General features: G+C 61.6%; 28 protein-coding genes. 11 read left to right on the plus strand and 17 right to left on the minus strand.

Annotated elements, in window-relative coordinates; translation table 11 throughout:
* Positions 1-75 precede the first annotated feature (75 nt).
* Entirely contained in the window at positions 76-381 is a 306-nt protein-coding gene (locus ACSW29_RS00350; protein WP_317827142.1) for a hypothetical protein, read from the minus strand.
* On the opposite strand from ACSW29_RS00350, the gene ACSW29_RS00355 reads away from it, so the two are divergent.
* Positions 298-480, plus strand: a complete 183-nt coding sequence (locus ACSW29_RS00355) for a helix-turn-helix domain-containing protein (protein ID WP_230816032.1) — start codon at positions 298-300, stop codon at positions 478-480. The two genes, ACSW29_RS00350 and ACSW29_RS00355, sit on opposite strands and share 84 nt — an antisense overlap.
* A gap of 8 nt (positions 481-488) precedes the next feature.
* Here ACSW29_RS00355 and ACSW29_RS00360 read toward each other — a convergent pair whose 3' ends face one another.
* Both ACSW29_RS00360 and ACSW29_RS00365 read right to left on the minus strand, forming a co-directional pair.
* Positions 489-704, minus strand: coding sequence for a hypothetical protein (locus tag ACSW29_RS00360; RefSeq protein WP_448276081.1), 216 nt, complete (start codon positions 702-704; stop codon positions 489-491).
* A gap of 83 nt (positions 705-787) precedes the next feature.
* Positions 788-1459, minus strand: a complete 672-nt coding sequence (locus ACSW29_RS00365) for a DNA alkylation repair protein (protein ID WP_448276082.1) — start codon at positions 1457-1459, stop codon at positions 788-790.
* Between the two features lie 174 nt (positions 1460-1633).
* Between ACSW29_RS00365 and ACSW29_RS00370 the strand changes: the two genes are divergently transcribed.
* Complete coding sequence (locus ACSW29_RS00370; protein WP_448276083.1) at positions 1634-2980, plus strand: APC family permease; 1347 nt, start codon at positions 1634-1636, stop codon at positions 2978-2980.
* A gap of 25 nt (positions 2981-3005) precedes the next feature.
* On the plus strand, positions 3006-3374 hold the full coding sequence (locus ACSW29_RS00375) for a hypothetical protein (RefSeq protein ID WP_448276084.1): 369 nt from the start codon (positions 3006-3008) through the stop codon (positions 3372-3374).
* Positions 3375-3432: 58 nt separating this feature from the next.
* Here ACSW29_RS00375 and ACSW29_RS00380 read toward each other — a convergent pair whose 3' ends face one another.
* Positions 3433-4137: an SDR family NAD(P)-dependent oxidoreductase gene (locus tag ACSW29_RS00380; protein ID WP_317826925.1), complete on the minus strand. Its 705-nt coding sequence runs from the start codon at positions 4135-4137 to the stop codon at positions 3433-3435.
* Positions 4138-4213: 76 nt separating this feature from the next.
* Positions 4214-5110 carry an SDR family oxidoreductase gene (locus tag ACSW29_RS00385; RefSeq protein WP_347875134.1) on the minus strand — a complete coding sequence of 299 codons (897 nt, stop codon included), beginning with the start codon at positions 5108-5110 and terminating at the stop codon, positions 4214-4216.
* A 283-nt stretch (positions 5111-5393) separates the two neighbouring features.
* Between ACSW29_RS00385 and ACSW29_RS00390 the strand changes: the two genes are divergently transcribed.
* A complete protein-coding gene (locus ACSW29_RS00390; RefSeq protein ID WP_448276085.1) occupies positions 5394-6359 on the plus strand; it encodes a ferritin-like domain-containing protein in 966 nt (321 codons plus the stop codon).
* Positions 6360-6446: 87 nt separating this feature from the next.
* Positions 6447-6884, plus strand: a complete 438-nt coding sequence (locus ACSW29_RS00395) for an SRPBCC family protein (RefSeq protein ID WP_230815842.1) — start codon at positions 6447-6449, stop codon at positions 6882-6884.
* Here the strand turns inward: ACSW29_RS00395 and ACSW29_RS00400 are convergent.
* Positions 6850-7455, minus strand: a complete 606-nt coding sequence (locus tag ACSW29_RS00400) for a TetR/AcrR family transcriptional regulator (protein WP_448276086.1) — start codon at positions 7453-7455, stop codon at positions 6850-6852. The genes ACSW29_RS00395 and ACSW29_RS00400 overlap by 35 nt on opposite strands.
* A gap of 112 nt (positions 7456-7567) precedes the next feature.
* Between ACSW29_RS00400 and ACSW29_RS00405 the strand changes: the two genes are divergently transcribed.
* Positions 7568-8251: an SDR family oxidoreductase gene (locus ACSW29_RS00405; RefSeq protein WP_448276087.1), complete on the plus strand. Its 684-nt coding sequence runs from the start codon at positions 7568-7570 to the stop codon at positions 8249-8251.
* A 25-nt stretch (positions 8252-8276) separates the two neighbouring features.
* Here the strand turns inward: ACSW29_RS00405 and ACSW29_RS00410 are convergent, their stop codons facing one another.
* A complete protein-coding gene (locus tag ACSW29_RS00410) occupies positions 8277-8681 on the minus strand; it encodes a DUF4259 domain-containing protein (RefSeq protein WP_448276088.1) in 405 nt (134 codons plus the stop codon).
* Between the two features lie 108 nt (positions 8682-8789).
* Positions 8790-9875 carry a PQQ-dependent sugar dehydrogenase gene (locus tag ACSW29_RS00415; protein ID WP_448276089.1) on the minus strand — a complete coding sequence of 362 codons (1086 nt, stop codon included), beginning with the start codon at positions 9873-9875 and terminating at the stop codon, positions 8790-8792.
* Between the two features lie 478 nt (positions 9876-10353).
* On the opposite strand from ACSW29_RS00415, the gene ACSW29_RS00420 reads away from it, so the two are divergent.
* Both ACSW29_RS00420 and ACSW29_RS00425 read left to right on the plus strand, forming a co-directional pair.
* Positions 10354-12189, plus strand: a complete 1836-nt coding sequence (locus ACSW29_RS00420) for an acyl-CoA dehydrogenase (protein WP_448276090.1) — start codon at positions 10354-10356, stop codon at positions 12187-12189.
* Between the two features lie 20 nt (positions 12190-12209).
* On the plus strand, positions 12210-12695 hold the full coding sequence (locus ACSW29_RS00425) for a hypothetical protein (protein WP_448276091.1): 486 nt from the start codon (positions 12210-12212) through the stop codon (positions 12693-12695).
* A gap of 18 nt (positions 12696-12713) precedes the next feature.
* Here ACSW29_RS00425 and ACSW29_RS00430 read toward each other — a convergent pair whose 3' ends face one another.
* Genes ACSW29_RS00430 through ACSW29_RS00440 form a run of 3 tightly spaced genes read right to left on the minus strand, consistent with a single transcriptional unit; the run spans position 12714 to position 15691 of the window.
* A complete protein-coding gene (locus tag ACSW29_RS00430) occupies positions 12714-13418 on the minus strand; it encodes a hypothetical protein (RefSeq protein ID WP_448276092.1) in 705 nt (234 codons plus the stop codon).
* Entirely contained in the window at positions 13415-14443 is a 1029-nt protein-coding gene (locus tag ACSW29_RS00435) for an NAD(P)H-dependent flavin oxidoreductase (protein WP_448276093.1), read from the minus strand. The genes ACSW29_RS00430 and ACSW29_RS00435 overlap by 4 nt, the downstream gene beginning before the upstream one ends.
* Positions 14444-14488: 45 nt before the next feature.
* Positions 14489-15691 carry a YbfB/YjiJ family MFS transporter gene (locus ACSW29_RS00440; RefSeq protein ID WP_448276094.1) on the minus strand — a complete coding sequence of 401 codons (1203 nt, stop codon included), beginning with the start codon at positions 15689-15691 and terminating at the stop codon, positions 14489-14491.
* A 110-nt stretch (positions 15692-15801) separates the two neighbouring features.
* On the opposite strand from ACSW29_RS00440, the gene ACSW29_RS00445 reads away from it, so the two are divergent.
* Together ACSW29_RS00445 and ACSW29_RS00450 are read left to right on the plus strand one after the other, a co-directional pair.
* On the plus strand, positions 15802-16719 hold the full coding sequence (locus ACSW29_RS00445; RefSeq protein ID WP_448276095.1) for a LysR family transcriptional regulator: 918 nt from the start codon (positions 15802-15804) through the stop codon (positions 16717-16719).
* Entirely contained in the window at positions 16719-17408 is a 690-nt protein-coding gene (locus ACSW29_RS00450) for an Imm52 family immunity protein (protein ID WP_347875145.1), read from the plus strand. The genes ACSW29_RS00445 and ACSW29_RS00450 overlap by 1 nt, the downstream gene beginning before the upstream one ends.
* A gap of 38 nt (positions 17409-17446) precedes the next feature.
* On the opposite strand, the gene ACSW29_RS00455 is transcribed toward ACSW29_RS00450, so the two are convergent.
* Positions 17447-17917 carry a hypothetical protein gene (locus tag ACSW29_RS00455; RefSeq protein WP_448276096.1) on the minus strand — a complete coding sequence of 157 codons (471 nt, stop codon included), beginning with the start codon at positions 17915-17917 and terminating at the stop codon, positions 17447-17449.
* Between the two features lie 114 nt (positions 17918-18031).
* Complete coding sequence (locus ACSW29_RS00460; protein WP_448276097.1) at positions 18032-18658, minus strand: class I SAM-dependent methyltransferase; 627 nt, start codon at positions 18656-18658, stop codon at positions 18032-18034.
* Positions 18659-18762: 104 nt separating this feature from the next.
* Here ACSW29_RS00460 and ACSW29_RS00465 point away from each other — a divergent pair, with 104 nt between their 5' ends.
* Positions 18763-19011 carry a DUF3253 domain-containing protein gene (locus ACSW29_RS00465; protein ID WP_230815825.1) on the plus strand — a complete coding sequence of 83 codons (249 nt, stop codon included), beginning with the start codon at positions 18763-18765 and terminating at the stop codon, positions 19009-19011.
* Between the two features lie 44 nt (positions 19012-19055).
* On the opposite strand, the gene ACSW29_RS00470 is transcribed toward ACSW29_RS00465, so the two are convergent.
* The 4 genes from ACSW29_RS00470 to ACSW29_RS00485 form a co-directional block, all read right to left on the minus strand.
* Entirely contained in the window at positions 19056-19922 is an 867-nt protein-coding gene (locus ACSW29_RS00470) for an NmrA family NAD(P)-binding protein (protein WP_448276098.1), read from the minus strand.
* A 57-nt stretch (positions 19923-19979) separates the two neighbouring features.
* Positions 19980-20492, minus strand: a complete 513-nt coding sequence (locus ACSW29_RS00475) for a hypothetical protein (protein WP_448276099.1) — start codon at positions 20490-20492, stop codon at positions 19980-19982.
* Positions 20493-20601: 109 nt separating this feature from the next.
* Positions 20602-21120, minus strand: a complete 519-nt coding sequence (locus ACSW29_RS00480; protein ID WP_003943230.1) for a MarR family winged helix-turn-helix transcriptional regulator — start codon at positions 21118-21120, stop codon at positions 20602-20604.
* A gap of 20 nt (positions 21121-21140) precedes the next feature.
* Positions 21141-22634 (minus strand): amidase, encoded by a 1494-nt coding sequence (locus ACSW29_RS00485; protein ID WP_448276100.1) that lies wholly within the window; start codon positions 22632-22634, stop codon positions 21141-21143.
* Positions 22635-22649: the final 15 nt, after the last annotated feature.

Raw genomic sequence — 22649 nt, forward strand, 5'->3', positions numbered from 1 at the left:
GTCGACCATTGGAGTCCTTGTCACTGTGTCAAGGTCAAGCGCCGCTGTCACCGACACGTGAAACATCGCCTCGGTTCACACACCGGTTGTCGATCCTGGCCGAAAGATCATCAGCACAACGACGACGACCCACAGCAGATTGAAGATTCCCGTCGCAGCACCCAATCGGCGGGTGAGCCGCGTTGCGACGTCCACGCCGGACCCAGCTCCTTCGATCGCCGCCAGAATCAGCCGCTGGGCGGGAGCACTACCGCTGTAAGTACTACGGCGGCAACGGCGGTGAGTGCGATCGAGCTGATGAGCCTCCATCACGCGCGGCTCCGCCAAGCGCAATTTCTGCTCGAGACTACCGACCACTCGATCGAACGTGTTGCGGGACAAGTCGGATTCAATGCCGTCACCACGTTCCGCGAACGCTTCCGCGACTTGGTCGGCACCAGCCCACAGCGGTACCGGACACAGTTTCGAACTTCCCGCTAGCGGGCCGGTCAGCCCTTGACGTTGCCGGCAGCGGTGTTCAGAACTGTGGCGACGTCGTCGAGGATGTACGGGATGGTCAGGACCGTCAGTCCGCCGAACGCGAAGTTCTTGTCGACGCTGAAGTCCTTGGTGGATGCAGTACGCCCATCGACGATCACCGGCTGAGCTGACACCAGCGACTCGGCGAGGAACGCGTTCAGCGAGTCCTTGTCGTAGGCCACCACGAACAGCACGTCAGACGCAATCAGAGGGGCCTGCTCGGCGCTCAGCTCGAAGTGAAGGTAACCCTACCCTCGGTTGTTGTGCCCTACTCTGCACTCTGTCGTCGCACCATCTCCGCGATCCAGATAGGCGCAAACGGCGAGGTGCAGTTCGGGGGAGTCGGGTAATCCTCGAGCACCCGAAGTCGCTCACCGATCCCGATTGCCCGGGCGCGGTACTCGGCATGTTCGATCCCGATCTGAGCCAGGCAGTGATTCATCGCCCATTGCAGGCGATCAGGGGCATCCTTCATCTCCGCCTCGATGACGTCGAGTAGCCCTGAAAGGTCAAGGCCCTCAGGCTTCTTCGCAACACGTTCGGTGGTCAGAGCCCACCCGGCGCCAGCGACCACGGGATCAGGGTCAGCGGTCCAGGCCACCCGCAACTCCTCGGCGTGCGGGTTCTTCTTCACCACGTAGTTGACGAGCCAGTCCTGCACCTTGGGAGTTCGAGCCTCACGCAACATGACATCCAACTCGTCATGCTCGAACGCCTTCGGGCGGCAGATCAAAAGGGCCAACAACCGGGCCGCGGTATCGCCCGTCGCCCAAAGCTGTTGTGCGAGTTCCTGCTGAGTCTTCAATCGTTTCGCAACAGCGCGCAGCTTTGTGAGGTTCACTCCGTGATCGTCACCGTACTTCTCGTTCACCACACGCGCCTTCGGATCTTCGAGAGCAGCCAACTCGTCCATCACTGCGGCAACCGTCGTTTCGGCCACTTCGTCCTCCAGTCACTACTTCTGCGATTCCCCTGCTGCAATTCACCCACTGCAATCCACCTACAAGCAAAGCACGGGAAGGCGGGCGACCTACGTTTGAAACTTCGCCCAATGGGTACATGACTGCTCCTGAGGTGGCGGCACGTCACCATGAAGACAGGATGAACCTTGCACATGCGACGCGCCGCGAGGGCCGAGAACGTGGACGAAACCGCACGCCGCGACGAAGGCGGAGGTACGAACGTTCTCACCCGGGCGATAACCGGCCCACTCCTTTTCGTGTTCATCCTCGGAGATGTTCTGGGCGCCGGTATCTACGCATTGGTGGGCGTCATCGCCGGTGAGGTGGGTGGAGCCGTCTGGGTACCGCTGCTCGTAGCGCTGGTCATGGCGTTGTTGACAGCAACGTCGTATGCGGAACTGGTCACCAAATATCCGCGCGCGGGCGGTGCTGCGGTGTTCGCCCAACGGGCGTATGGGAAACCACTGATCTCGTTCCTCGTCGGCTTCTCGATGCTGGCGGCCGGTGTCACGAGTGCAGCAGGACTCGCTCGCGCATTCTCGGGCGACTATCTCAAAGCCTTCGTCGACGTCCCGACCGTTCCGGCAGCGCTCGTCTTCCTTCTGCTGGTGGGACTTCTCAATGCGAGAGGCATCAAGGAGTCGATGCGCGCCAACGTCGTCATGACAGTCGTGGAGGTCACCGGGCTTGTCCTGGTTGTCGTCCTTGCCTGCATAGTTCTCGGGCACGGCGACGGAACCCTGAGCCGCGTCGTCGAGTTCGACGACAGCCGATCACCTGCACTCGCGGTGTTGGCAGCTGCGTTGCTCGCGTACTACTCGTTCGTCGGCTTCGAAACGTCCGCGAACGTCGCTGAAGAAGTGAAGAACGTGAGCAAGGTCTACCCACGCGCACTGTTCGGAGCCTTGCTGACGGCGGGTGCCGCCTATGTCCTTGTCGGCCTTGCTGTCTCGGTGGTCCTGCCCGCCGACGAACTCGCCGCATCCTCCGGCCCCCTGCTGGCGGTGGTGTCTGCCGCCGACGTCGGTGTTCCGCCTCGCCTGTTCAGCCTGATCGCACTGGTCGCCGTCGCCAACGGCGCACTACTGACGATGATCATGGCGAGCAGGCTTACATACGGAATGGCGTCGGAAGGCCTGCTCCCGAGCGCATTTGCACGGGTGCTCCCGCGTCGCCGGACCCCATGGGTGGCGATTGTCGCGACCACAGCAGTTGCCATGACTCTGTGCGTCACCGGTTCGTTGTCGGCCCTGGCGGAGACGGTGGTACTGCTGCTGCTTTTCGTATTCATCAGCACCAACATCGCCGTCCTGGTTTTACGTCGTGACGCAGTGCAACACAAACACTTCCGAACGCCGATCATCTTTCCGATCCTCGCGCTCGGTACGTGCGTTGCATTGCTCACCCAGCAGAGCGCCGCGACATGGATGCGGGCATCATTGCTCCTGGCCGTAGGAGTAGTGCTGTATGCCATCTCCCACCGTCGATCCACGAAATGAGGTGCGATGTTCAGGAGGGGGTGTGATGACCGACAGTTCTGACGCGTCAGATGTCATTCGGCGTCGGGAGCGAAAGATCAACAGGCGAACCCTGACATACGGGCTGTCCGTCGTTCTGGCTACCGCGGTGCTGGTTGTCGCGATCGTGTGGTTGGGCTCCCGACGAGGCGAATGCTTCGGCACCGATACCTTGCTGTGCTCACCGAAAGATCGCCGGCTGGCAGTCTTCGTCCCGAGTCTGATGTTGCTGCTCGGGACCGTAGGCGCGTTCTTGCGAGCCTCCCTGCGATTACACCGGCTGCGGCGCCTCTACATCCGTCCTTACATGGCGTGGGCCCTGGCGGGACTCACTCTGACGTATCTGACCGGAGCTTACTTCTTGATCGGGGTTTAGATTTTCTGAATACGTCTGTTCAGCAACCAGATTCACAGACAGAGTCGACACCTGTAAATCAGAATCGCGGATCGTCGATCGCCGTGAGGACTACTTCCCGCACTGACGTCGAAGACGACAAACTCGAGATCGAGCGCACCGTGTCCACAACGTCGTGCACCGGGACCAGGGAACCCTCTCCCCTGGCCGCAGCGATGTCTCGGGGTACATCCAGTCCATCTTCTGTATTGAGATAGCCGAGGTGCAGGACCGTCACTGCGAGTCGGTCCTTCCGGTAGCCCTCTCTCACCGCATCGGCAATGCCGTTGATCGCGGACTTCGATGCACCGAACGCAACCTCCGGCCTGCCACTTCGCGGGAGTCCCGAGGTAGAACCGGTCAGGATGATCCGAGGTCGAGGGCGGTCGATCATCCGCGGGATAAGGCGCTTGAGCAGGAGGACCGTGCCCGTAACATTGGCATTGATCATTTCCAGCATTTCGACGTCGGATTGATCTGTGAACACATAATCGGAAGTGAAGGCATCCCCTTCCCAAATTCCGACGTTGCAGATCAGGGTATCTACACCACCGACAAGCTCCTGATCGATCGAGTTCGCTGCGGTAACAGGGTCGGTCAGGTCAGCTTCGATCCACTCGGAGACGTCGAACCCGTCAGGGCGCCGACGAGAGATGCCGAGAACATCGTGGCCATCGCTCCTCAAACCCTCGATCAACGCACGACCAAGACCTCGGCTCGCACCGACAACAACCGCCCTCGCCACAATTACACCCTTCGTCGCTTGCTCATTCCCATCCTATCGATCCAGCCGTCGCCGAACGCCTTGACGACTCGCACATTCAAGTGAGGGGTTTTCCACCCGTCACACCGATGACTTCCCCAGTGGTGTAGCTGGATTCGCCTGAAGCGAGAAATACGTAGGCAGGGGCAAGCTCGGCGGGCTGACCTGCCCGCCCGAGTGGAACGTCGTCCCCGAATGTCTCGAACTTCTCCTTGGGCATCGTCGCCGGAATCAGTGGCGTCCAAATCGGTCCAGGTGCAACGGCATTGACCCTGATCCCCTTTCGTGCGACATCGGCGGCCAGCCCCTTGGTGAAGTCGATGATCCCCGCCTTCGTCGTGGCGTAATCGAGCAGCTCGGGAGAAGGGGAGGCTCCTTGGATGGATGAGGTATTCACGATCGTCGAGCCGGGCATCATCTGCGCAATCGCCGCTTTGGAGAGCCAAAAGAGTGCGTAGAGGTTGGTTTTCATCACACGGTCGAACTGTTCGGTGGTGATGTCGGCGATACCGCCCATCTGCACCATCTGAAAGGCCGCGTTGTTCACCAAGATGTCGAGTCCTCCGAGTTCACGCACCGCGGTTTCGACCAAAGCAGAACAATGTTCCTCACTTCGGAGATCTCCCGGTACCGAGACGGCTTTCCGACCTGCCTCTTCGACCCAGCGAGCGGTTTCCCGAGCGTCTTGTTCTTCCTCGTCGAGATAACTCAGGACAACGTCAGCGCCTTCCCTCGCAAATGCAATCGCGACCGCTCGTCCGATTCCCGAATCTGCTCCGGTGACGATCGCACGCCTACCTTCGAGTCGACCACTTCCGCGATAGGTGTTTTCACCGTGGTCGGGAGGAGAGATCATGTCTGCGGTGAATCCGGGGTGGGCGATCTCCGGCTGCCGCTCACGTATGGGGGCAGGGAATCGCGTCGTCGGGTCCTGCATTGCGTATTGGTCCGGCATATCGGCGCTCCTCGGTTGACGCAGTTTCTGGGTGGACTTGTGGATGGACGCACAGCACATGCCACCTTCCCGCCGATGCGAAATCGAAACCTCGGGGTGGCCGGTGTCTCACTCGTCCAGGCAATGGCAATCTGTTCATTCGCCGTGGTTGCCAAGCGGTGGTTACTAAGCGGTAGGTCGGGGTAGCCCGCGTAGCGGCGGTGGCTCCGCGGCCCGCGGAGCACTCGTCGAGCAGAAGCTGAACATCACGTAAAGCACGCACCGACGAAGGGACGACCCCGATATGAGCAACTCCGAAACCGCGTCCGCCTTGATCACCCAGCTGCGAATCCTCCTCGGTCTGACACACACCGAAATCCAGGTCGCCGAAACACGCGTCGCGCAGGCCAGAACCGAGGCTGTTCGACGCGAACTCACGGAAAACGCAGAGAACGGTCGCGAAAGGGCCAGTTCGATCGAGGCCACCATTCGCGATCTGGGCGGCGTACCCGAACTTATCGGTCCGTTCATCGGACGGGCGACTGCCGGAATGAAAGCAATGGTCGAACAGGCTCAGCCCTTCGACGAAGCGATCCTCGGCGACCTCGGGCTCGAACATCAGCTCCTCGACCGTTCCCGCTACCTCAAGGCCCTGGCCACCGCCGGCGGCGATCAGACCGTCGCGACATTGGCCGACCGACTCATCACTGCACATTCGGCCACTGTGGACTGGCTGACGACCGTCCTGGCCGAGGAGGCACTCGGAGGACCGGCAGCTTTGCGGCGTACTCCGATGCAAGCTGCCACCGGCGCAGCGATACGGCTGGTCAATGTTCCGGTCTCCTGGTCCACCCGCAGTCTCGACCATGCCATCGACGCGGTTCGCACCTCGCCGCCGGTATTGGGTGAGCTGATCAGTTGGGGCGCATACGCCGGCGACGTGACCGTGAAAACGCTCTCGGCCAGCAGGGACGCAGCTATTGCCACTGCAGAAAAAGTCACTCGTCGAGAAGGCGCGGACGGTGCCGCAGATGTCTTCCGTTCGGTACGGAAGTCGAGTGGTCTACTCGAGCCCACGGAACTTCCCATCGAAGACTTCGACGAACTCAACGTCACCCAAGCCGTCTCCGCGGTGAAGGAACTGACTGAAGCCGCACAGGTACGAGACATCGTCGCGTACGAGGAAGCGCACAAGAACCGACATGGCGTCGTCTCCGCTGCCCAGGCCAGACTCGCGGCGATCGCCCAGGAAGTTGTCGGAATAAACTAGAGCGCTCGATCGAGATGCTCGGCGTCTGACTCGTGGAACCAGATACGCGAGAGTAGACCTACGAGACCGAACCGAAAGGCACGAAACATGGTCGAAGTCACCCGAAAGTTCACCGCCGAAGTACCGATCGAAAAGGCGGCCGCGTTTCTACGCGACTTCGCCAACGCCCCACTGTGGGATCCGGGCACCGAGAGTTGCACCCAGATCTCGGACGGTCCGATCGCAATCGGAACCCAGTGGCGCAACGTGTCCAAGCTGTTCGGCATCGGCACCGAACTGACATACACCTTGGTGACCGACGAGCCGACTCACGTTGTACTCGAAGGCAAGAACAAGACCGCTACCAGTACCGACGACATCACCTTGACCGCGATCGGCGCAAGCTCCACCGAAATCAACTATCGAGCGAACGTCGAATTCAACGGCGCGGCCAAGATCGCCTCCCCACTCCTGAAAGCGGGATTCGAGGCCAAGGTGGCACCCGAAACTGTCAAGAAGATGACGAAGGCTCTCGAAGCCCTCTGATCAGTGCAGCGCGCGCGGAATCGAGAATTTCCTCGGAGACAGGAGAACCCTTGGTAGCTCGCGAAAGAACTAGTGCACCGATCATGGTGGAGAGCCGGACGAGACCGTCGGCTTCATCGTCGGCTTTTTCGTCGGCTTTTTCATCGGCAAGGGCTGCGGCAAAATCCCCCACTCCCTCCGTGTAAACCCGACGGGCCTCGCTGTCTGCAGGCTCGCGCGCCATGTCGGCCGCGAGCGCGGCAGCGGGGCATCCGTCTGCCGGGTTGTCGCGATGCCCCACGGAGAGGTAGTTGTCGATCAGGGCTTGCCGAGCCTCGTCACGTTGCCCTGCATGCCTTTCCAGTCCCGCAGCGTGCAGCTGAGTCAGTTCTGCAAAGGCATGGGCGGTCGCTTCGTCGATGAGCGCATCCTTCGACGCGAACTGCTTGTAGAAACCACCGTGGGTCAGTCCTGACGCCTTCATCAAGTCGGCAACGCTGAGGTGAGTGCCCTTCTCTCGGAACAGGCGAGCTGCGGTTTCAACGACGCGCCGACGGTTCTCTTCCGCTTGCTGCTGCGATACGCGGCCCATCAAACGCCTTCCGGTTTGGATTTCACTTGACATCTATCTTAGCTCGAACTTAGATTTGGTTCATAATCTAATTGTCGGAGCCGCCGACGATAGCCATAGCACTGGGAGAATTATGGATCTGAACAAGACGGTTGCCATCGTGACCGGGGCCAATCGCGGGCTCGGACGCCATCTGGCCGCGGGGCTCGTCGAACGCGGCGCAAAGGTGTACGCAGCCGCCCGCAATCCGGAAACTGTCGATCTGCCCGGTGTCATTCCCCTGAAATTGGACGTGACGGACACCGAATCGATCGCGGCCGCGGCACGCACCGCCTCCGACGCGACGTTACTGGTGAACAACGCAGGTATCTCTACCTCGGCACCGTTGATCGTCGGCGACATCGATGACGTTCGCCGCGAGCTGGACGTCAATTTCTTCGGCCCACTCACCGTGACCCGAGCCTTTGCTCCTGTCATCGAAAACAACGGCGGCGGAACAGTACTCAACGTTCTTTCAGTACTGTCCTGGTTCCATCCGGCCGCACTCGGGTCTTACGCGGCATCGAAAGCCGCGGCGTGGGCGATGACCGACGCCGTTCGTGAAGAACTGGCGCCGCGCGGAATCTCCGTCTCGGCACTACATGTCGCATACATGGACACCGACATGGCCGCGGGTGTACCCGCCGAACAGAAAATCGATCCCGCCGATGTCGCCACTCAAGCACTGGACGGCATCGAAAGCGGGGTGGCCGAGATCCTCGCCGATGGCACCACCCGCTACGTCAAACAAAGCCTGTCGTCGTCGAACTCCGAATGACCTAGACCCTCTTGACGGGTGGCACTCATCGCACCGCTTTGAGACTGGCCAATCTGCTCAGAATCGGTGCCCTCCAAGCCTCGAGGTCTTCCGGACCGTTCTCTTCCCACAACTCGTGCAACTCCGACGTGTCACTGTCGGAGACTGCGCGCTCGAGCGCGGTAAGGACCCAAGCCTTCTGCTCCGGACTCAAGGTTCCGGCGTACCCTGCGGCGTCAATCTCGCCCAGCTGCACGGGCTTCGGCACAACCCCGTGCGCAACCGCAAGAATCTCGGCGACAGCGATGGCTGTTTGAGCATCATCGGCATCGAGGTAGCCGTCGTCGGGGTGGCTTGCGTAATCGTCGATGTCGTAGTCACCCGCCTGTATCGCGCTGAGCAGGTCGCCCGCTACGTCGTTGTCGAAAGGTCCTGAACCCCAAGTCCCCATGCTGTCTCTCCGATCCGTGCCCGCGTCATCTGTCGTAGCGATAGTAGTGAATCACCGGCCTCGGCCAGGTTCGTCCGGCTGAAAGTGCTGCATTCGCCGGATATCGACTCAGCGCAACGGGACGCGAATGATCTGGTCGTCACCGGGGTTCGGGTCGCCACGACCGTCTGTGTTGTTCGTCAGTATCCACAGCGACCCATCGGGAGCGATGACAACGTCGCGAAGGCGTCCGTATGTGTCGACGAACTGCTCGTCAGCCGTTGCGGGGTCGGTCAACGGCACAGCCCGCAGTCGCTCACCGCGGAGATTGGCGATGTAGATCGTGCCGTCGTGGATGACGATTCCGCTGGGGCTGGCATCATCAGGTGACCATTGTTGGAGCGGGTCGATGAATCCGCCTTCACCCGCAATCCCTTCGACCTCGGGCCACCCGTAGTTTCCGCCTGCTTCGATCTTATTGAGCTCGTCCCAGGTATCTTGCCCGAACTCGCTGGCATACATCGTGCCGTCCTCGGTCCAGGCAATGCCCTGCGAGTTGCGATGCCCGTAGCTGTAGACAAGCGAGTTCGGAAACGGGTTATCTTGCGGCACATCACCATCCGGAGTCATGCGAAGGATCTTCCCGGACAACGAATCGAGATCCTGAGCCCGGTCGCGACCACCGGCATCACCGACGGTGGCGTACAGCATCCCGTCCGGGCCGAACGCCATGCGACCACCGTTGTGGTAGTTGGCCGACAGGAGGCCGTCGAGAATCGTCTCGGCCGGTCCGAGTGCAAGCGCTCCGGGATCGCCGGTGATTCCATAACGTTCGATCCGGTTTTCCCCGTCGGCGGTGAAGTACACGTACAGGTCGTTTTCATGTACTGCGATCCCGAGGAGACCGCCCTCTCCCCTAGGGCTGACGCCGTCAATGACTCCCACTTCACGGACGCTTCCACTGCCGTCGACTTCGAGGATTCGTGCGCTGTCGCGCTCACTGACAAGTGGAATCCGGCCGTGGAAAGCGATCGACCAGGGCGCGTCCAAGCCGTCGGAGAAGGTCTCGGGTTCACCGAACGCCGCAGCTGGCGCCGATCGTGTTGTCGTACTTGCCCCCGGACCAGGCCCTTCAGCGTCCTCGGCACTGCAAGCAGTCATCAAGGCCGATACGAGCACGGCGGCGCCAAGTACTCGGATCTGTCGTCGTGTCATGGGCGAGTCTCCCGGGTTAAGACAGTATCTACCCCGACGGTAGCGCGAATTGGTCCATGGAACGGGGGCGATACGTTCTGGGCGGGCGCGGATCCCCGACAACATTCAAGTTGACGACGGTGTTCGACACCTCAGCTACCGACGAGAGACGATTCCGATTTACCGAAGTCCATACTCATTGATCACGGCGAGTCCGTCATACTCCGAAGGCTGGAATGGATACTTAACTTGGTGCACAACCACGTTCAACCGCCCGGCCATTTCATGAGCGATCCTCGTCCGTTACGAGCCCTTGTTCGAAAATTATCGTACGAGTGAATTTCCCCGAACGCCCGTCGACTGTGTCACTTCGCAGCAACGTCAATCGTCGCTACTTACGGTTGCGTACTGAATTCCTTGTGGGGCAGTCTTTCTGTGTACTGCTGACGAGCCGTATTACTGACGAGCCGTATTACTGACGAGCCAAGGTCGGAGAACAATGGGTCATTACAAAAGCAACGTCCGTGATATCGAGTTCAATCTGTTCGAGGTACTCGGGCTTGGCGAACTGTTGGATGCAGGTGCTTACGGGGACCTCGACACCGACACTGTGCGCAACATTCTTGCCGAGGTAGCGAGGCTGGCGGAGGGCCCGGTCGCCGCGTCCTTCGCCGACGCAGATCGGAACCCTGTCGAATTCGACGCACCCAACCACGCGGTAGTCGTCCCGGAACCGCTACGCAAGACCGTCGAGGCGGTGAACGAGGCTGGTTGGTCGCGGCTCGGACTACCAGAGGGCATGGGCGGCGTTCCTGCTCCCGCGCCGCTGGTCTGGGCGATCGGCGAGATGTTGGTCGCGGCAAACGGATCGGCGAGCTTTTTCAACATGGGTCCGCTGATGGCAAGCGTGCTCTACAGCATCGGAAACGAACAGCAAAAGCACTGGGCCAAAGAGGGTTTCGAGCGGGGCTGGGCCGGAACGATGGTGCTGACGGAACCCGATGCCGGCTCAGACGTGGGCGCAGGCCGAACGAAGGCGATCGAGCAGAATGACGGCACGTGGCACATCGAGGGTGTCAAGCGGTTCATCTCCGGCGGCGACGTCGGGGACACTGCCGAGAACCTCTTCCACTTGGTGCTTGCACGACCGGAAGGGGCAGGCCCCGGAACCAAAGGGCTGAGCCTGTTCTACGTTCCGAAGTTCCACTTCGACTTGGAGACACTTGAACTGGGAGGGCGCAACGGCGTCTACGTCACCGGCGTCGAACACAAGATGGGCCTCAAGTCGTCCCCGACCTGCGAACTCACGTTCGGTGCCACGGACGTGCCCGCGGTCGGCTGGCTCGTAGGTGATGTGCACAACGGCATCGCCCAGATGTTCCAGGTCATCGAGAATGCCCGGATGATGGTGGGTACCAAGGCGACAGGAACCCTGTCCACCGGCTATCTCAATGCTCTGGAGTACGCAAAAGAACGAATTCAAGGTGCGGACCTCACCGAACTGACAAACAAAACCGCACCCCGTGTGGCCATCACGCACCACCCCGACGTCCGACGCAGCCTGGCGATGCAGAAGGCCTACGCCGAAGGCCTCAGGGCGGTCTACCTCTACACCGCTGCCCATCAGAATGCCGATGTCGCCGAATTGGTTTCAGGTGCAGACGCCGAATTGGCCGCACGGGTCAACGACCTACTGCTACCGATCGTCAAAGGTGTCGGTTCCGAGAAGGCGTACGAACTGCTCACCGAGAGCCTGCAGACCCTGGGCGGCTCGGGCTATCTCCAGGACTACCCCATCGAGCAGTACATACGCGACGCCAAGATCGACACCCTGTACGAGGGCACCACGGCAATCCAGGCGCAGGACTTCTTCTTTCGAAAGATTGCCCGCGACCGCGGCGTTGCACTCGCTCACGTAGCCGGTCGCATACGAGAGTTCATCGACAGTGAGGCCGGGAACGGTCGTCTCAAGGCCGAACGAGTCTTGCTCGAAACCGCGTTGACCGACGTGCAGGAGATGGCCGGGACGCTCACGGGCTACCTGATGGCTTCCCAAGACCAGCCTTCCGAGTTGTACAAGATAGGCCTCGGCTCGGTGCGCTTTCTGTATGCGGTGGGTGACCTGCTCATCGGATGGCGACTGCTGGTGCAAGCCGAAGTCGCGTTGGCAGCCTTGGATCGTGATGCGTCGGCAAAGGACCGATCGTTCTATCGGGGCAAGGTGGTCGTCGCGTCGTACTTCGCAAAGAACATCCTGCCCGTCCTGGCGTCGACCAAAGAAATCCTGGGTTCCCTGGACAACGAGATCATGGAACTCGAGGAAGACGCGTTCTGACAACGTGCCATAGTGAAGGCATGTATATGCCCGACTTCGACTACGTGGGGGTATGGGGCTTTCCGATCATGGGGCCGGATGCACCAGACGGCGCCCCTACCAACGTCGTCGAGGCGTGCCACGCTGTCGGCAGGGATCTGCAATGCCGCTGGCACGGCCCTGACACGTACATGCAGAACTGCGTGTGGACGGTGTCGATGCTCGATGACGGTCAGTGCCACCTCGCGCTCGACGCTGGACCACGGCCAAAGGGCAAGAGTGCAGGAACCAGTCCCCTGATCGGCGTCAGGGTCGTCGGGCCGCACATCGAACAGCCTGTACAGGAGTTGACGGCCCTGATCGCCGGCGAAGTCCAGGACGAGCTGGCCGGCGGATTTCCCTTTGTGCACTGGCCCATCGAGAAGGACCGACTCTTGATGCCGACATTGCGTGGCGGACGCGCGGTATGGGTGGTTCGCAGCACTGATCGCATCGTCTCCGAGATCGGCGAACTCTGCCCGAGATGAAAATGCTTGCCGCGTGATTCAAACGTGATCGTGAACCGGCGACGGAATCTTGTTGGAACGATACGAGTCTCCGCTCCGGTTCGGCCGCCAGAGACGCCAGTGTTTCGCGGACAACCGGAACGGGAGATGGTCTTGTAGGTGACGAGCACCGGACGACAACCGTTCGTCTGCAGGCAGGTTGAGCCACAGGGACAGTGAGGATGCCGCGTTGCCAAGGGTTGCGCGTATGCCCGACTCACCCAGAGTCCGGCCGTATCCATCCACGGCAAAACGGCCGCACGCGTCGGGGGTGATGTCGGGGTACGGCGCGCGCGTGTTGGGGTCGATCAGGCGTACGGGCACGCTGTAGGTCAGTGCCGCCAAAGAACGTCCGTGGGTTGTGACCGCATCGGAACCAACGAGGGCATCGAGCGCCTCGTTGACAGAACCAGGCGGGACGTTCCATTCGGTATGGGTTTGCGCTTTGCTGCGGGGCCCACCGAAGAGCTCGGTAACGAACGATGACAACTGCGCGGTCGGCTCGGATTGCCCACCCTTGTAGATCTCGAACGTCCACGACGGCAACCGCACTGGTTCGGTACAGGCCTCCAGGAATGCATACACGCGTTGAAATGCCACGTCGGGACGCTTGACTCGAAGTGAGTGTGCACCACCGGCGGACCCGGGCAACCCGTCGTACGTCACTACCTCCGGCAATGTGATGTCGGGAGTCCGCGCCATCACAGATTGATCAATCGCGTAAGCACTACCTCTGCCGGTTCGGCAGTGGCGTGACGGTACCCGGTGCCGGCCCACAGGTGCATGCGCTCGGGATCGCCCTGCGCAACAGCGGCTTTGCGCATCGGGTTGGTCAGATGATGGATGGCCGGATATCCGATGGGCGCTTGCGCGTCGTAGCGATCGATGAACTCGTTCCGAAGTGCTCGTGCAGGACGTCCCGTGAAAGCTCTTGTGACGACCGTGTTCCCGCGTGACGTGTCGGCCAGAGCTGCCTTGTGCGGAGCCGAGGCACCACTCTCCTCGGTGCGCAGCAGTACGGTACCGACGACTGCCGCGTCCGCTCCGGCACGTAAGGCAGCAGCGATGTCGGCGGAGGTCGCCAGTCCACCTGCCGACAATAGCGGAACAGAGGTGCGATGACGGATTTGTGCGATCAGTTCGGTGATCGGTGTTTCTGCCGGAACCTGCAGGGGAGTGAGCGTTCCGGAGTGGCCGCCGGCAGCCGACGATTGCACGACAAGCAGATCGGCACCGGCGTCGACGGCAAGGAGCGCCTCTGCCTCCGAAGTCACTGTGAGGACGACAAGTGAACCGGCAGCGCGCAGCGCCTTGATGACGCCGGGGGCGGGAAAGCCGAAGGTGAAGCTGACCAACGGAACCGGGCTGGCCAGGAGCAGATCGATCTTGTCCTCGAAGTAGTCGTCGTCTTCGACCGGCTCACCGTCAGCCAGTGTGATGCCGTAGCGATCCGCCTCGACCTGGATCGCCCTGATATAGGCACGGTAGGCATCGACGTCGACAGGCACCGGGTTGGGCGCAAAGACGTTGACACCGAACGAGACTCCCTCGGCGCGCACGGCGTCGATCTGGTCGGACAGAGCCTGAGGCGTCTTGTACCCGGCGGCGAGGAAGCCGAGACCGCCTGCGCGAGAGGCAGCAGCAACAAGTGCCGGTGTGGAAGCGCCGCCGGCCATGGGGGCTGCGATGACAGGGACCTTCAGGTCGAGATCGGTTGTGAGTGCGCTCATTCGAACATCTCCAGTCCTACGTCGGATAGTGCTCCGGCGGTTTCGTCATCTGACATCAAAAACTACCTCCTCAGTCGAGATGGCTGTCCGAGGGTCCGCATCGAGATCGGAAGAGAATCGGAACCGCAAAACCGCGGCGGCCACTGCTGCGCCCAGAACGACGGCCGCACCCAACAGCAGAGCGTCGCGATACCCGTCTCGCAGCAACGGAGTGACAACGAGTGGGCCGAGAATCTGACCGACGCTGTATCCAGCAGTCAGCAACGCCACTGCGCGTGGGAACTGCAGGTGCGCGCCGATTGCCAACACAATTGACCCGATACCAAGGAAGGTGACACCGAACAGGAAAGCTGAAATCAGTGCGGGGCCGACGCCTCCGATCACAGCAGGAAGCGCTATGCCCACCGCCTGAATCAACAGGGCAACGAGAAGCAGAGTCGGCCTCGACCAACGCAGGCTGAGCCAAGCCCACAGGGCGCACGAGGGAAATGCGGCCAGACCGACCACTATCCAAGCGCCGCTGCCGACCCATTCTGGAGCGGCGAGATCGATTGCGGCAACAAGGAACGTGCCCGCGATGATGTAGCCGATGCCTTCCAGGAAATAACTGATGAACAAGGCAGTGAACCCGCGTTGGGAACTGGGAGTTCCCGGCGCGTCCGGTGTGATGGCCGGACGCGGTTCCGGCGTCAATCCCCAGGCTGCGACCGCACACACCACTGCAAGGGCCGCAGATGCCAGCCAGGCTGTACTCCAGGTACCGATGAAGCGGACGACGAACACGAGGACCCCGGACAGGGCGATACCCAACCCAACTCCGCCGAATCCCCATCCGGCCAGGAATTGGGACTGCCCCCGAAGGTGCGCGTGCAAAGCGCTGACGGCGATCATGAAGACGAGGGCACTGGCAATGCCTGCGACGAGCCGCAGGGCGAACCAAATGGATCCGTCGTGGGTAGTGGGCATGAGCGCCAAAGTCGCGATGAGGACCACCAACGACGTACGCATCACCGCTGCCGAGCGCACCACGCCGGGAATGAGGATTCCCGCGAGCGCGCCGATCAGGTACCCGACGTAGTTGGCCGTCGCCAGGGTGGCGCCGAGCGAGGCGGACATACCAGCCTGAGAGTGCATCAACGGCAGGATCGGTGTGTAGACGAATCGACCGATTCCCATGCTCGCCGCCAGCGCAGCGGCAGCTTGGACAGCGTGCGCTCGCGGGGAGACGCCGTTGTGGATTGTGGTCATGGTCTTATCGTGTGCCCCGGCCGCGCCGGACCGCCACGACCGCTTTGCTCCTGACTGATAGGCGCAACCTCCCACCGCACGTAGCATCCGGGCACGTAGCATCTGGGATCGTGGAGCTGCGTCAGCTGAGATATTTCGAGGTCGTCGCCGAGGAACTGCACTTCGGCCGAGCCGCGGCACGACTACTGATAGCCGGGCCCTCGTTGTCGCAGCAGATCATGGCACTCGAACGAGACCTCGGCGTCAAGCTGTTCGTCCGCGACCGCCGCTCCGTCGCCCTGACCCCGGCCGGCGCTGCGCTGCTCCCCGACGTCCGCGCACTGCTCGAGCGAGCCGAGTATCTACGTCGTCGCGCGGAACGTCTGTCCGGAGCGGAGCCCGTCCGGATCGGCTACGTCAATTGGCTTCCGACGGATCTCGTCGCACGCACCTCAGGGGTCGCGCAACTGCACGTCGATCCGTGGGTGGTGCCCTCGCACGCGCAGGCCGCGCGAGTGGCAGACGGTAGCCTCGACCTTGCTATCGCCTGGGTGCGGAAAACCGATGTCGCCCAACATGCTCTGAGCGCAAGACTGCTCGGTGCGGATCGGCTGTACGCGGTCTCCACCGGAGAGGACACCACACCGGTGCGGGCACGCGACGTCGTCGTACTCGTCGACGACGACACCACCTCCTGGTATTCGTGGAACGTCTACGCCGAAGAATTCGCCCGCGATACCGGCGCACAGATCCTGCGCATCAACGACGGTGGTATCACGGGCCCCGCATTCTTCGATCACGTCCGAGCTATCGGCCGCCCCGTGGTCAACTCGCCCAAGGGTCAGACCACAACGCTACCAACTGATCTCAACGCACGCTCAATGGTCGATCCGGCAGCAATCTGGACGTGGTCGCTCCTGTACCGCGAGAACGAAACACGCTCTGCTGTTCTCGCCGCTGTCGACGCTCTCACTCGAGACGTCACCGATCTCGGAATCCAAGAAGACGGAATATGGCTACCCAAGGACGATCCCTACCGGAGGAATTGATGGCACGACGTGCAATTCGTGTGTTCTGGGGGCGGCGGCCCGAATCGGTTCAGGCCGTGTCGATCCGGTGGCGCCGGACCTTGGAACAAGTCGAGTTCCTGTTGCCGGAGGCAGTCGGTGGGTCGTGGCAACAGGTCCACTCATCCGGACCTGCCACCACCCTGACCGTCGAACAACTGACCCGGGTGCTCGATAATGCACGGACTGCCGAGAATTGGTCGGATCGTCTGGGAATCGGATTGAGACTCACATCCGGCGGTGGCCCCGAATGGGAACTCGAACTCTCCGGGCTGGCGGGCGGCGAACCGGAAATCGTCCTTCAGTCGATGGTTCTCACTGTCAGCGCGCCAGCTACCGCCGAAGTTCGTGAGACAGAACTACTTCGAATGCTCGCCGTTGTGTGGGAACCGGACTTCGGAGACGTCACCGACGACAACATCCTCGACGCTCTCGAAGACGAGTCCGACTATCGCGTCGGTGATCCCGTAGTAGGCCGAGTCGGTTTTCTCTCGGCAGCCAGGGCAGATGCGCTCCCTGCCGAGTTGGGAGTCACAACCTCCGAAGTGCCGGGCCGGGGCGTACTGCTTCAGATCGGATCCGTCGATACAGTCCTTCGGGCATACGAACGCCTCCGTGACTCCGGGACGCTGGAACCGCTGCCCCGTCCATTGGATCGGGCAGTCTTCTGAAACCTTGCTATCGACGATGATCGCGAATCGGTAAAATTTCAGCCCTCTCCCGGCTGCCTCTTCGCGCCGCCGTTGCGAGCTTCGATGGCCTCGATGGACTTCGTGAACGGCTTTCCCAACACCTGAGTTCCGAAGAGCCCGAGTACTGACGCCAGGAGCTTTCCCTTGAGATTCTTGCCATCGCGGACCACGACGGCGTCGACATCGGTCAGCCCCGTCGGTTGCTGCGTGAGTGTGTAGGTGTGGCTCGACGCCCCGCCCCACAAGTTGGAGTCAGTAGTTGTCATCACGACGCGATGCGGGTCGGTCCAGTCGTAGTGCAGGCGTTCCCAAATACCGCTGGAGCCCTCCGTGACATCCGCGTCGTGGGGCCCTTGTTGGTGCACTTTCAGGTAGGTGTCCGCGCTGCGGCCGAAGATCTCCTCGCGGCCCGGCCCGAAGTCGGTCAGGCCGGCGAGGACCTGTTCGGGCGTCGCGGTGGTCGTCTGGTGAAGATGGATCGTGGTCATGGCGCCTTCCTTCAACTGTGGATGATCCGGTGCTGAAATACGGAGGAGTGACCCATCCAGCACACCACTCAGACGAAATGAATGAAAGAGGACAGTTCGCTCTGCCTCGATCCGCTATTCGCCGCTGCGCCGCCTGGCAGTGATCGCGCCGTGCGGCCGGTAGCCGCTCCCCGTCCGGGTATGGGTCTCGATCACGTCGAAACCCGCTGCGACCAGAACCTGGGCAAGTTCAGCCACCGGCCATCGATAACCAGTCGTCGCGGCGTGGTCAAAAGGCTCCACGCTTGAGCCCTCGAAGAAGCCGACCAGCAAACCACCACCTGGGCGGATCACTCGCGCGAATTCAGCGAGCGGTGCCTCGATGTCTTGCGGGTGGTGATGAATGAGCGAGTACCAGGACAGCACGCCGCCCAGTGAATTCGTTCTCGCGTCCAATGCCTCGAAGCCCCCGACCTCGAAGGAAAGATCTGGGTATTGGTTGCGGGCTCGTTCGACGAACTCGGGAACCAGATCGATCCCGCTCACAGCCAGCCCGCTCTGGGCCAAGAAGCCCGTCCACTGCCCCGGCCCGCACCCGGCGTCGAGCACGGGGCCGGTCAAAGTGGCGGCCCAGCTGGTCACCAGGGCTCGATCAGACGGGTGCGTCGAATCCATGGAGCCGAAGAGATCCGTGTACTCCCGGGATCGGGCCGAATACGAGTCTCGGACTACGTCACGGCGCGTTGCACTCGAATTCTCCACGCCGTCAATGATCGTCGATGTGCACCTTTCCTTCACTACAACTCGCCGAACCGAAGGTTCATACGCTGTTGACTGCGAGCGATCACGACCGGAAGGTGTTTCATATGGAGGAAGAAAAGGATCTATCGGCGAAGATCCGCGAACTACTCAGCACGCGATCAGCCGAGTCAAGCATCTGCCCTTCAGACGTGGCCCGCGCGACGGCACCCGACAATTGGCGTCCGCTGATGGAACCCGTCCGAGAGGCTGCCCGCCGAATGGTCGCCGACGGCGAAGTCCAGATCACCCAGAGCGGCGAAATCGTCGATCCGGAATCCGCACGAGGTCCGATAAGGATTCGCTGGGCTCGTTGACCAATCGAGTGACTTCTGCCGGGTACTGCTCTCGCAGCGTGAAATCAGCGGAAACGGTCCAGATGCTCACGCAGGAACGCATCGAGGCTGCGGGGCTCACGCCCCAGGACACGGACCACCGTGTCGGTGGGTGACTCCGGGCGCGAGATGGCAAGGTGCTGGATCTCCAGAATGTGCTCGGCCAGCCACGGAGGCATGTGGGCATGATCGACGAGGTTTTGCCGCAGTTCGTGCGGTGGCAGGTCGATATAGCGGACGGGGCGACCGAGCATGCGGGTCAGAGAATCGGCGATTCCGTCGTAGCCGACTGCCTCGCTGCCCGTCAGGACGTAGGTGCCGCCGGCGAGATCGGCGCGCGTGAGTACGGCGGCGGCAACATCACCGATATCTCGGCAGTCGATCCAGTTGCACGGCGCGTCCCGCATCGCGCCCAGAATCACCCCTTGCGCAGCCACCGCCGGAGCCAGGAGCAACAAATTCTGCATGAACGCGTAAGGGCGGAGCAGGGTGTGGCGGATCCCGGATGCGCGCAGGTGTTCTCCGACGGCATGGTGACCGCGGGAGAGCGCGATGGGGGAGTCGGCGGCGGCGGCGGGATCGGAGATCTTGACGATGTGTTCGACGCCGCTCTCGGCGGCTATGTCGATCACACGCGTTTCGAGCTCGACCTGTTCAAGGCCGTTGGCCATGGCGAGGAAAAGCTGTTCGGCCCCTTTGAAAGCCGTCCGTAGCGAGGTGGGGTCTGCGGCATCGGCCGGCACTACTTCGACCACACCGTCGGCCAAATCGCCGAGGTGGGCGCGCAGCCTGTCCGGGTCGCGGGACAGCGCTCGGCTCGGCACACCCGAGGATGCGAGACTGCGTAGCAACGCGCCGCCTGTGGTTCCGGACGCTCCCATGATGACGATCATCGTGTTCCTTTCGGTTGTTCCCCGGGAAGCCAAGGGATCTTTGACATGTGTTGTCTGTCAGGGATTCTGACGTCGCCATCGCCAGCTCACGATGACGGCAGCGACAGCGGCGGAGATAGGCAGATCGAACTGCAGCCGAGCGAGCCAAGCGGTATCGACCATGCTCGTGTGGGCTGGTAGCCAACGAAAGGCGAACCACCCGACGAGACCTGCAATTACAGCGGCTCCGACGGCAAGAATTGCCGCCACCATGATGCGAGGCAGGGCCGTCGTCCACGGTCGTGACCTCCCGCGACGCTGCAGCCAGGAGCCGATCAGCAACGCCACCACTGCCGACGTGCCCGCGATGGACGTAAATGCCGCCATCGTGAGGCCCGATTGGCCGGATACGACTCCGCCCGCACCCGCCATCAACGCCGGGGCCAGATAGGCGACCAGCACCTCTCTCCACAGGGTGAAAGGTCGTGCGCCGCGACGATCGGCGACCGGGACGCGTCGATTGGAATCGGTTATTTCCCTTTTGTTTTCGCGACGGATCGGTGGGGTGAGTCCGGACATGAAAGAGACCAACTTTCCGATTATAATTAGGCGGCTAACTATGTGGGCATGGAAGGAGAAGCCTCCGTCGAGAATTGACGACGATTCGAATCGCTACGCGAATGCCTGGAATCCCAGCCGACTACTCCGCAGTCAGCGCACCGATACCGCGAACGACCCGCGAGAGCAGATCCAGAAAGACCGCACGCTCGTCGACGGTGAGCTCGTCGACCATTTCCTCGAGGCGAGCAAAGTGTTCGGGCGCCATGTCACGTAAACGCTGAGCGCCGCGAGCAGTCAGGACGACCACCGCACCACGCCCGTCCTCCGCGGACGGACGCCGAGCGACCAAACCCTCCTGCTCGAGCCCGTCGACCAGCCCGGTGACCGTGGCTCGCGAGACGCCGAGATCAGCAGCCAGTCGCGAGGGAGATTTCTCCCCGTCGTGGTCTTCCAGATCCGCAAGCAGTCGGTAACGGCCGGTCGACAGTCCATACCTCGCGAAGTGAACCTCGGTTGCTCGACCGAGCCGCGCGCCCGCCGAGATCAGCCGCACCGCAACCAGCACCGCCTGCGGATCGGACCCGAGGCCGTAATGCTCCAACTGCCGCCGCGCCTGATCCAACGTGGGTGAGTCGTGATCGGTTCCGTCCACTGCCATGCAACTAATATGGCACCTAACTACATTCTGGTCAACCCGGCATCTGAGCTTGTTTCAAACCCCGAGCAATCCCTGCGGGTCGCGTAGCAGTCTGGATGCTCATTCGGATATGGCAAAACCTTCTCGAGGGCGAGACCAATCGAAAAGGCCGTGTGGTCGTCGTACGGCCGCGTGACGATCTGTGTGCCCGTGGGGATTCCGTTCCGAGCGAATCCGGTGGGGATTGTCAGCACCGGGCAACTACTCAGGATATTGAAGGTGATTGCCGGTACAGCCTCGAGATAGAACTCCAATTCTGTTCCAGCCACATTGATTTCGTGCCCGACGTAGTCGTCACCGGCAAGAAGCCCGTCCGTCGCCACTGCCGGTGTGATCAATGCGTCATAGGTGTCGAACAGAGACCCGATCGACGAATACAGTTCGGCTTCGATCGCGAGTCCGTCGAGGAAAGTCGCGTCACCACGGGTGCGGCGTGCCCAGCGGGCGAATTCCTTCGCGTACTCCGTGACCTTGTCGGGGTGCGCGGATGCTTCGGCAGAAATCGAAGCACCGAACACGTGGTCGTAGTGAATGGCAGCAGCGCGCATGATTGCAGCGCGTGACAGGTCGACTTCGATGATCTCCGCGCGTGCGCCCAGTGCAGTGAGGGTGTCCACCAACTTGGCGGTGTTCGCGACAACGTCCGGATCAACCGGCCAGTCACCCAACGCGGGGATCACGGCGATACGCATTCCTGCGCACGAATGCGTTGCGAGGCCGGGCAGCGGTGATGCCGGCACATGCGAGGCAATGTCAGTGGAGGTCGGTCCCGCGATGACCGACTGCATTGTGAGGCAATCACTTACGGTGCGAGCCATCGGACCGCTGTGGCAGTAGCGATCGAGATTAAAGGGCGGATCGACGGGGACACGGCCGTGCGGTGGCTTGAACCCCACAACGCCGTTGAACGACGACGGAGTTCGAATCGATCCCGCGACGTCGGAGCCGGTAGCCAAGGCCGTCATGCCGGCGGCAAGCGCGACCGCTGACCCGCCGGACGAACCGCCGGAGGAGTATTTCGTGTTCCACGGATTGCGAGTCACTCCCCACAGTTCGGACTGTGTGAACGCGGCCGAGGAGAATTCGGGCGCCGTCGATCTAGCGTGAACGATCGCACCGGCGTCGATGATCCGCTGCACGAAAGTCGAAGTGTGGGTGGCAATCACATCTTCGTAAACCTTGGAACCTTGGGTCCACGGTTGCCCTTGGATCGGTTCGTCCTCTTTCACGACAACGGGAACACCGGCGAGCGGAAGCCCCGCATCCCAGCCGCGGGCGTAGTGGCGTTCGGCTGATTTCGCTTGTGCCCGTGCAGCATCGAAGAAAGTATGTCCCACTGCATTCAAGGTTGGGTTGAGTGTCTCGATACGTTCGATTGCAGATTCGAGCACTTCCACCGGAGACAGCGATTTGTCTCGGTAGCGACTGAGCATCTCGGCCACGTCCATGAAGGTTGAATCGAGTGTCTCGCGCATATTTGTTGTCCTGCC

This window comes from Rhodococcus sp. GB-02, from assembly GCF_053470465.1.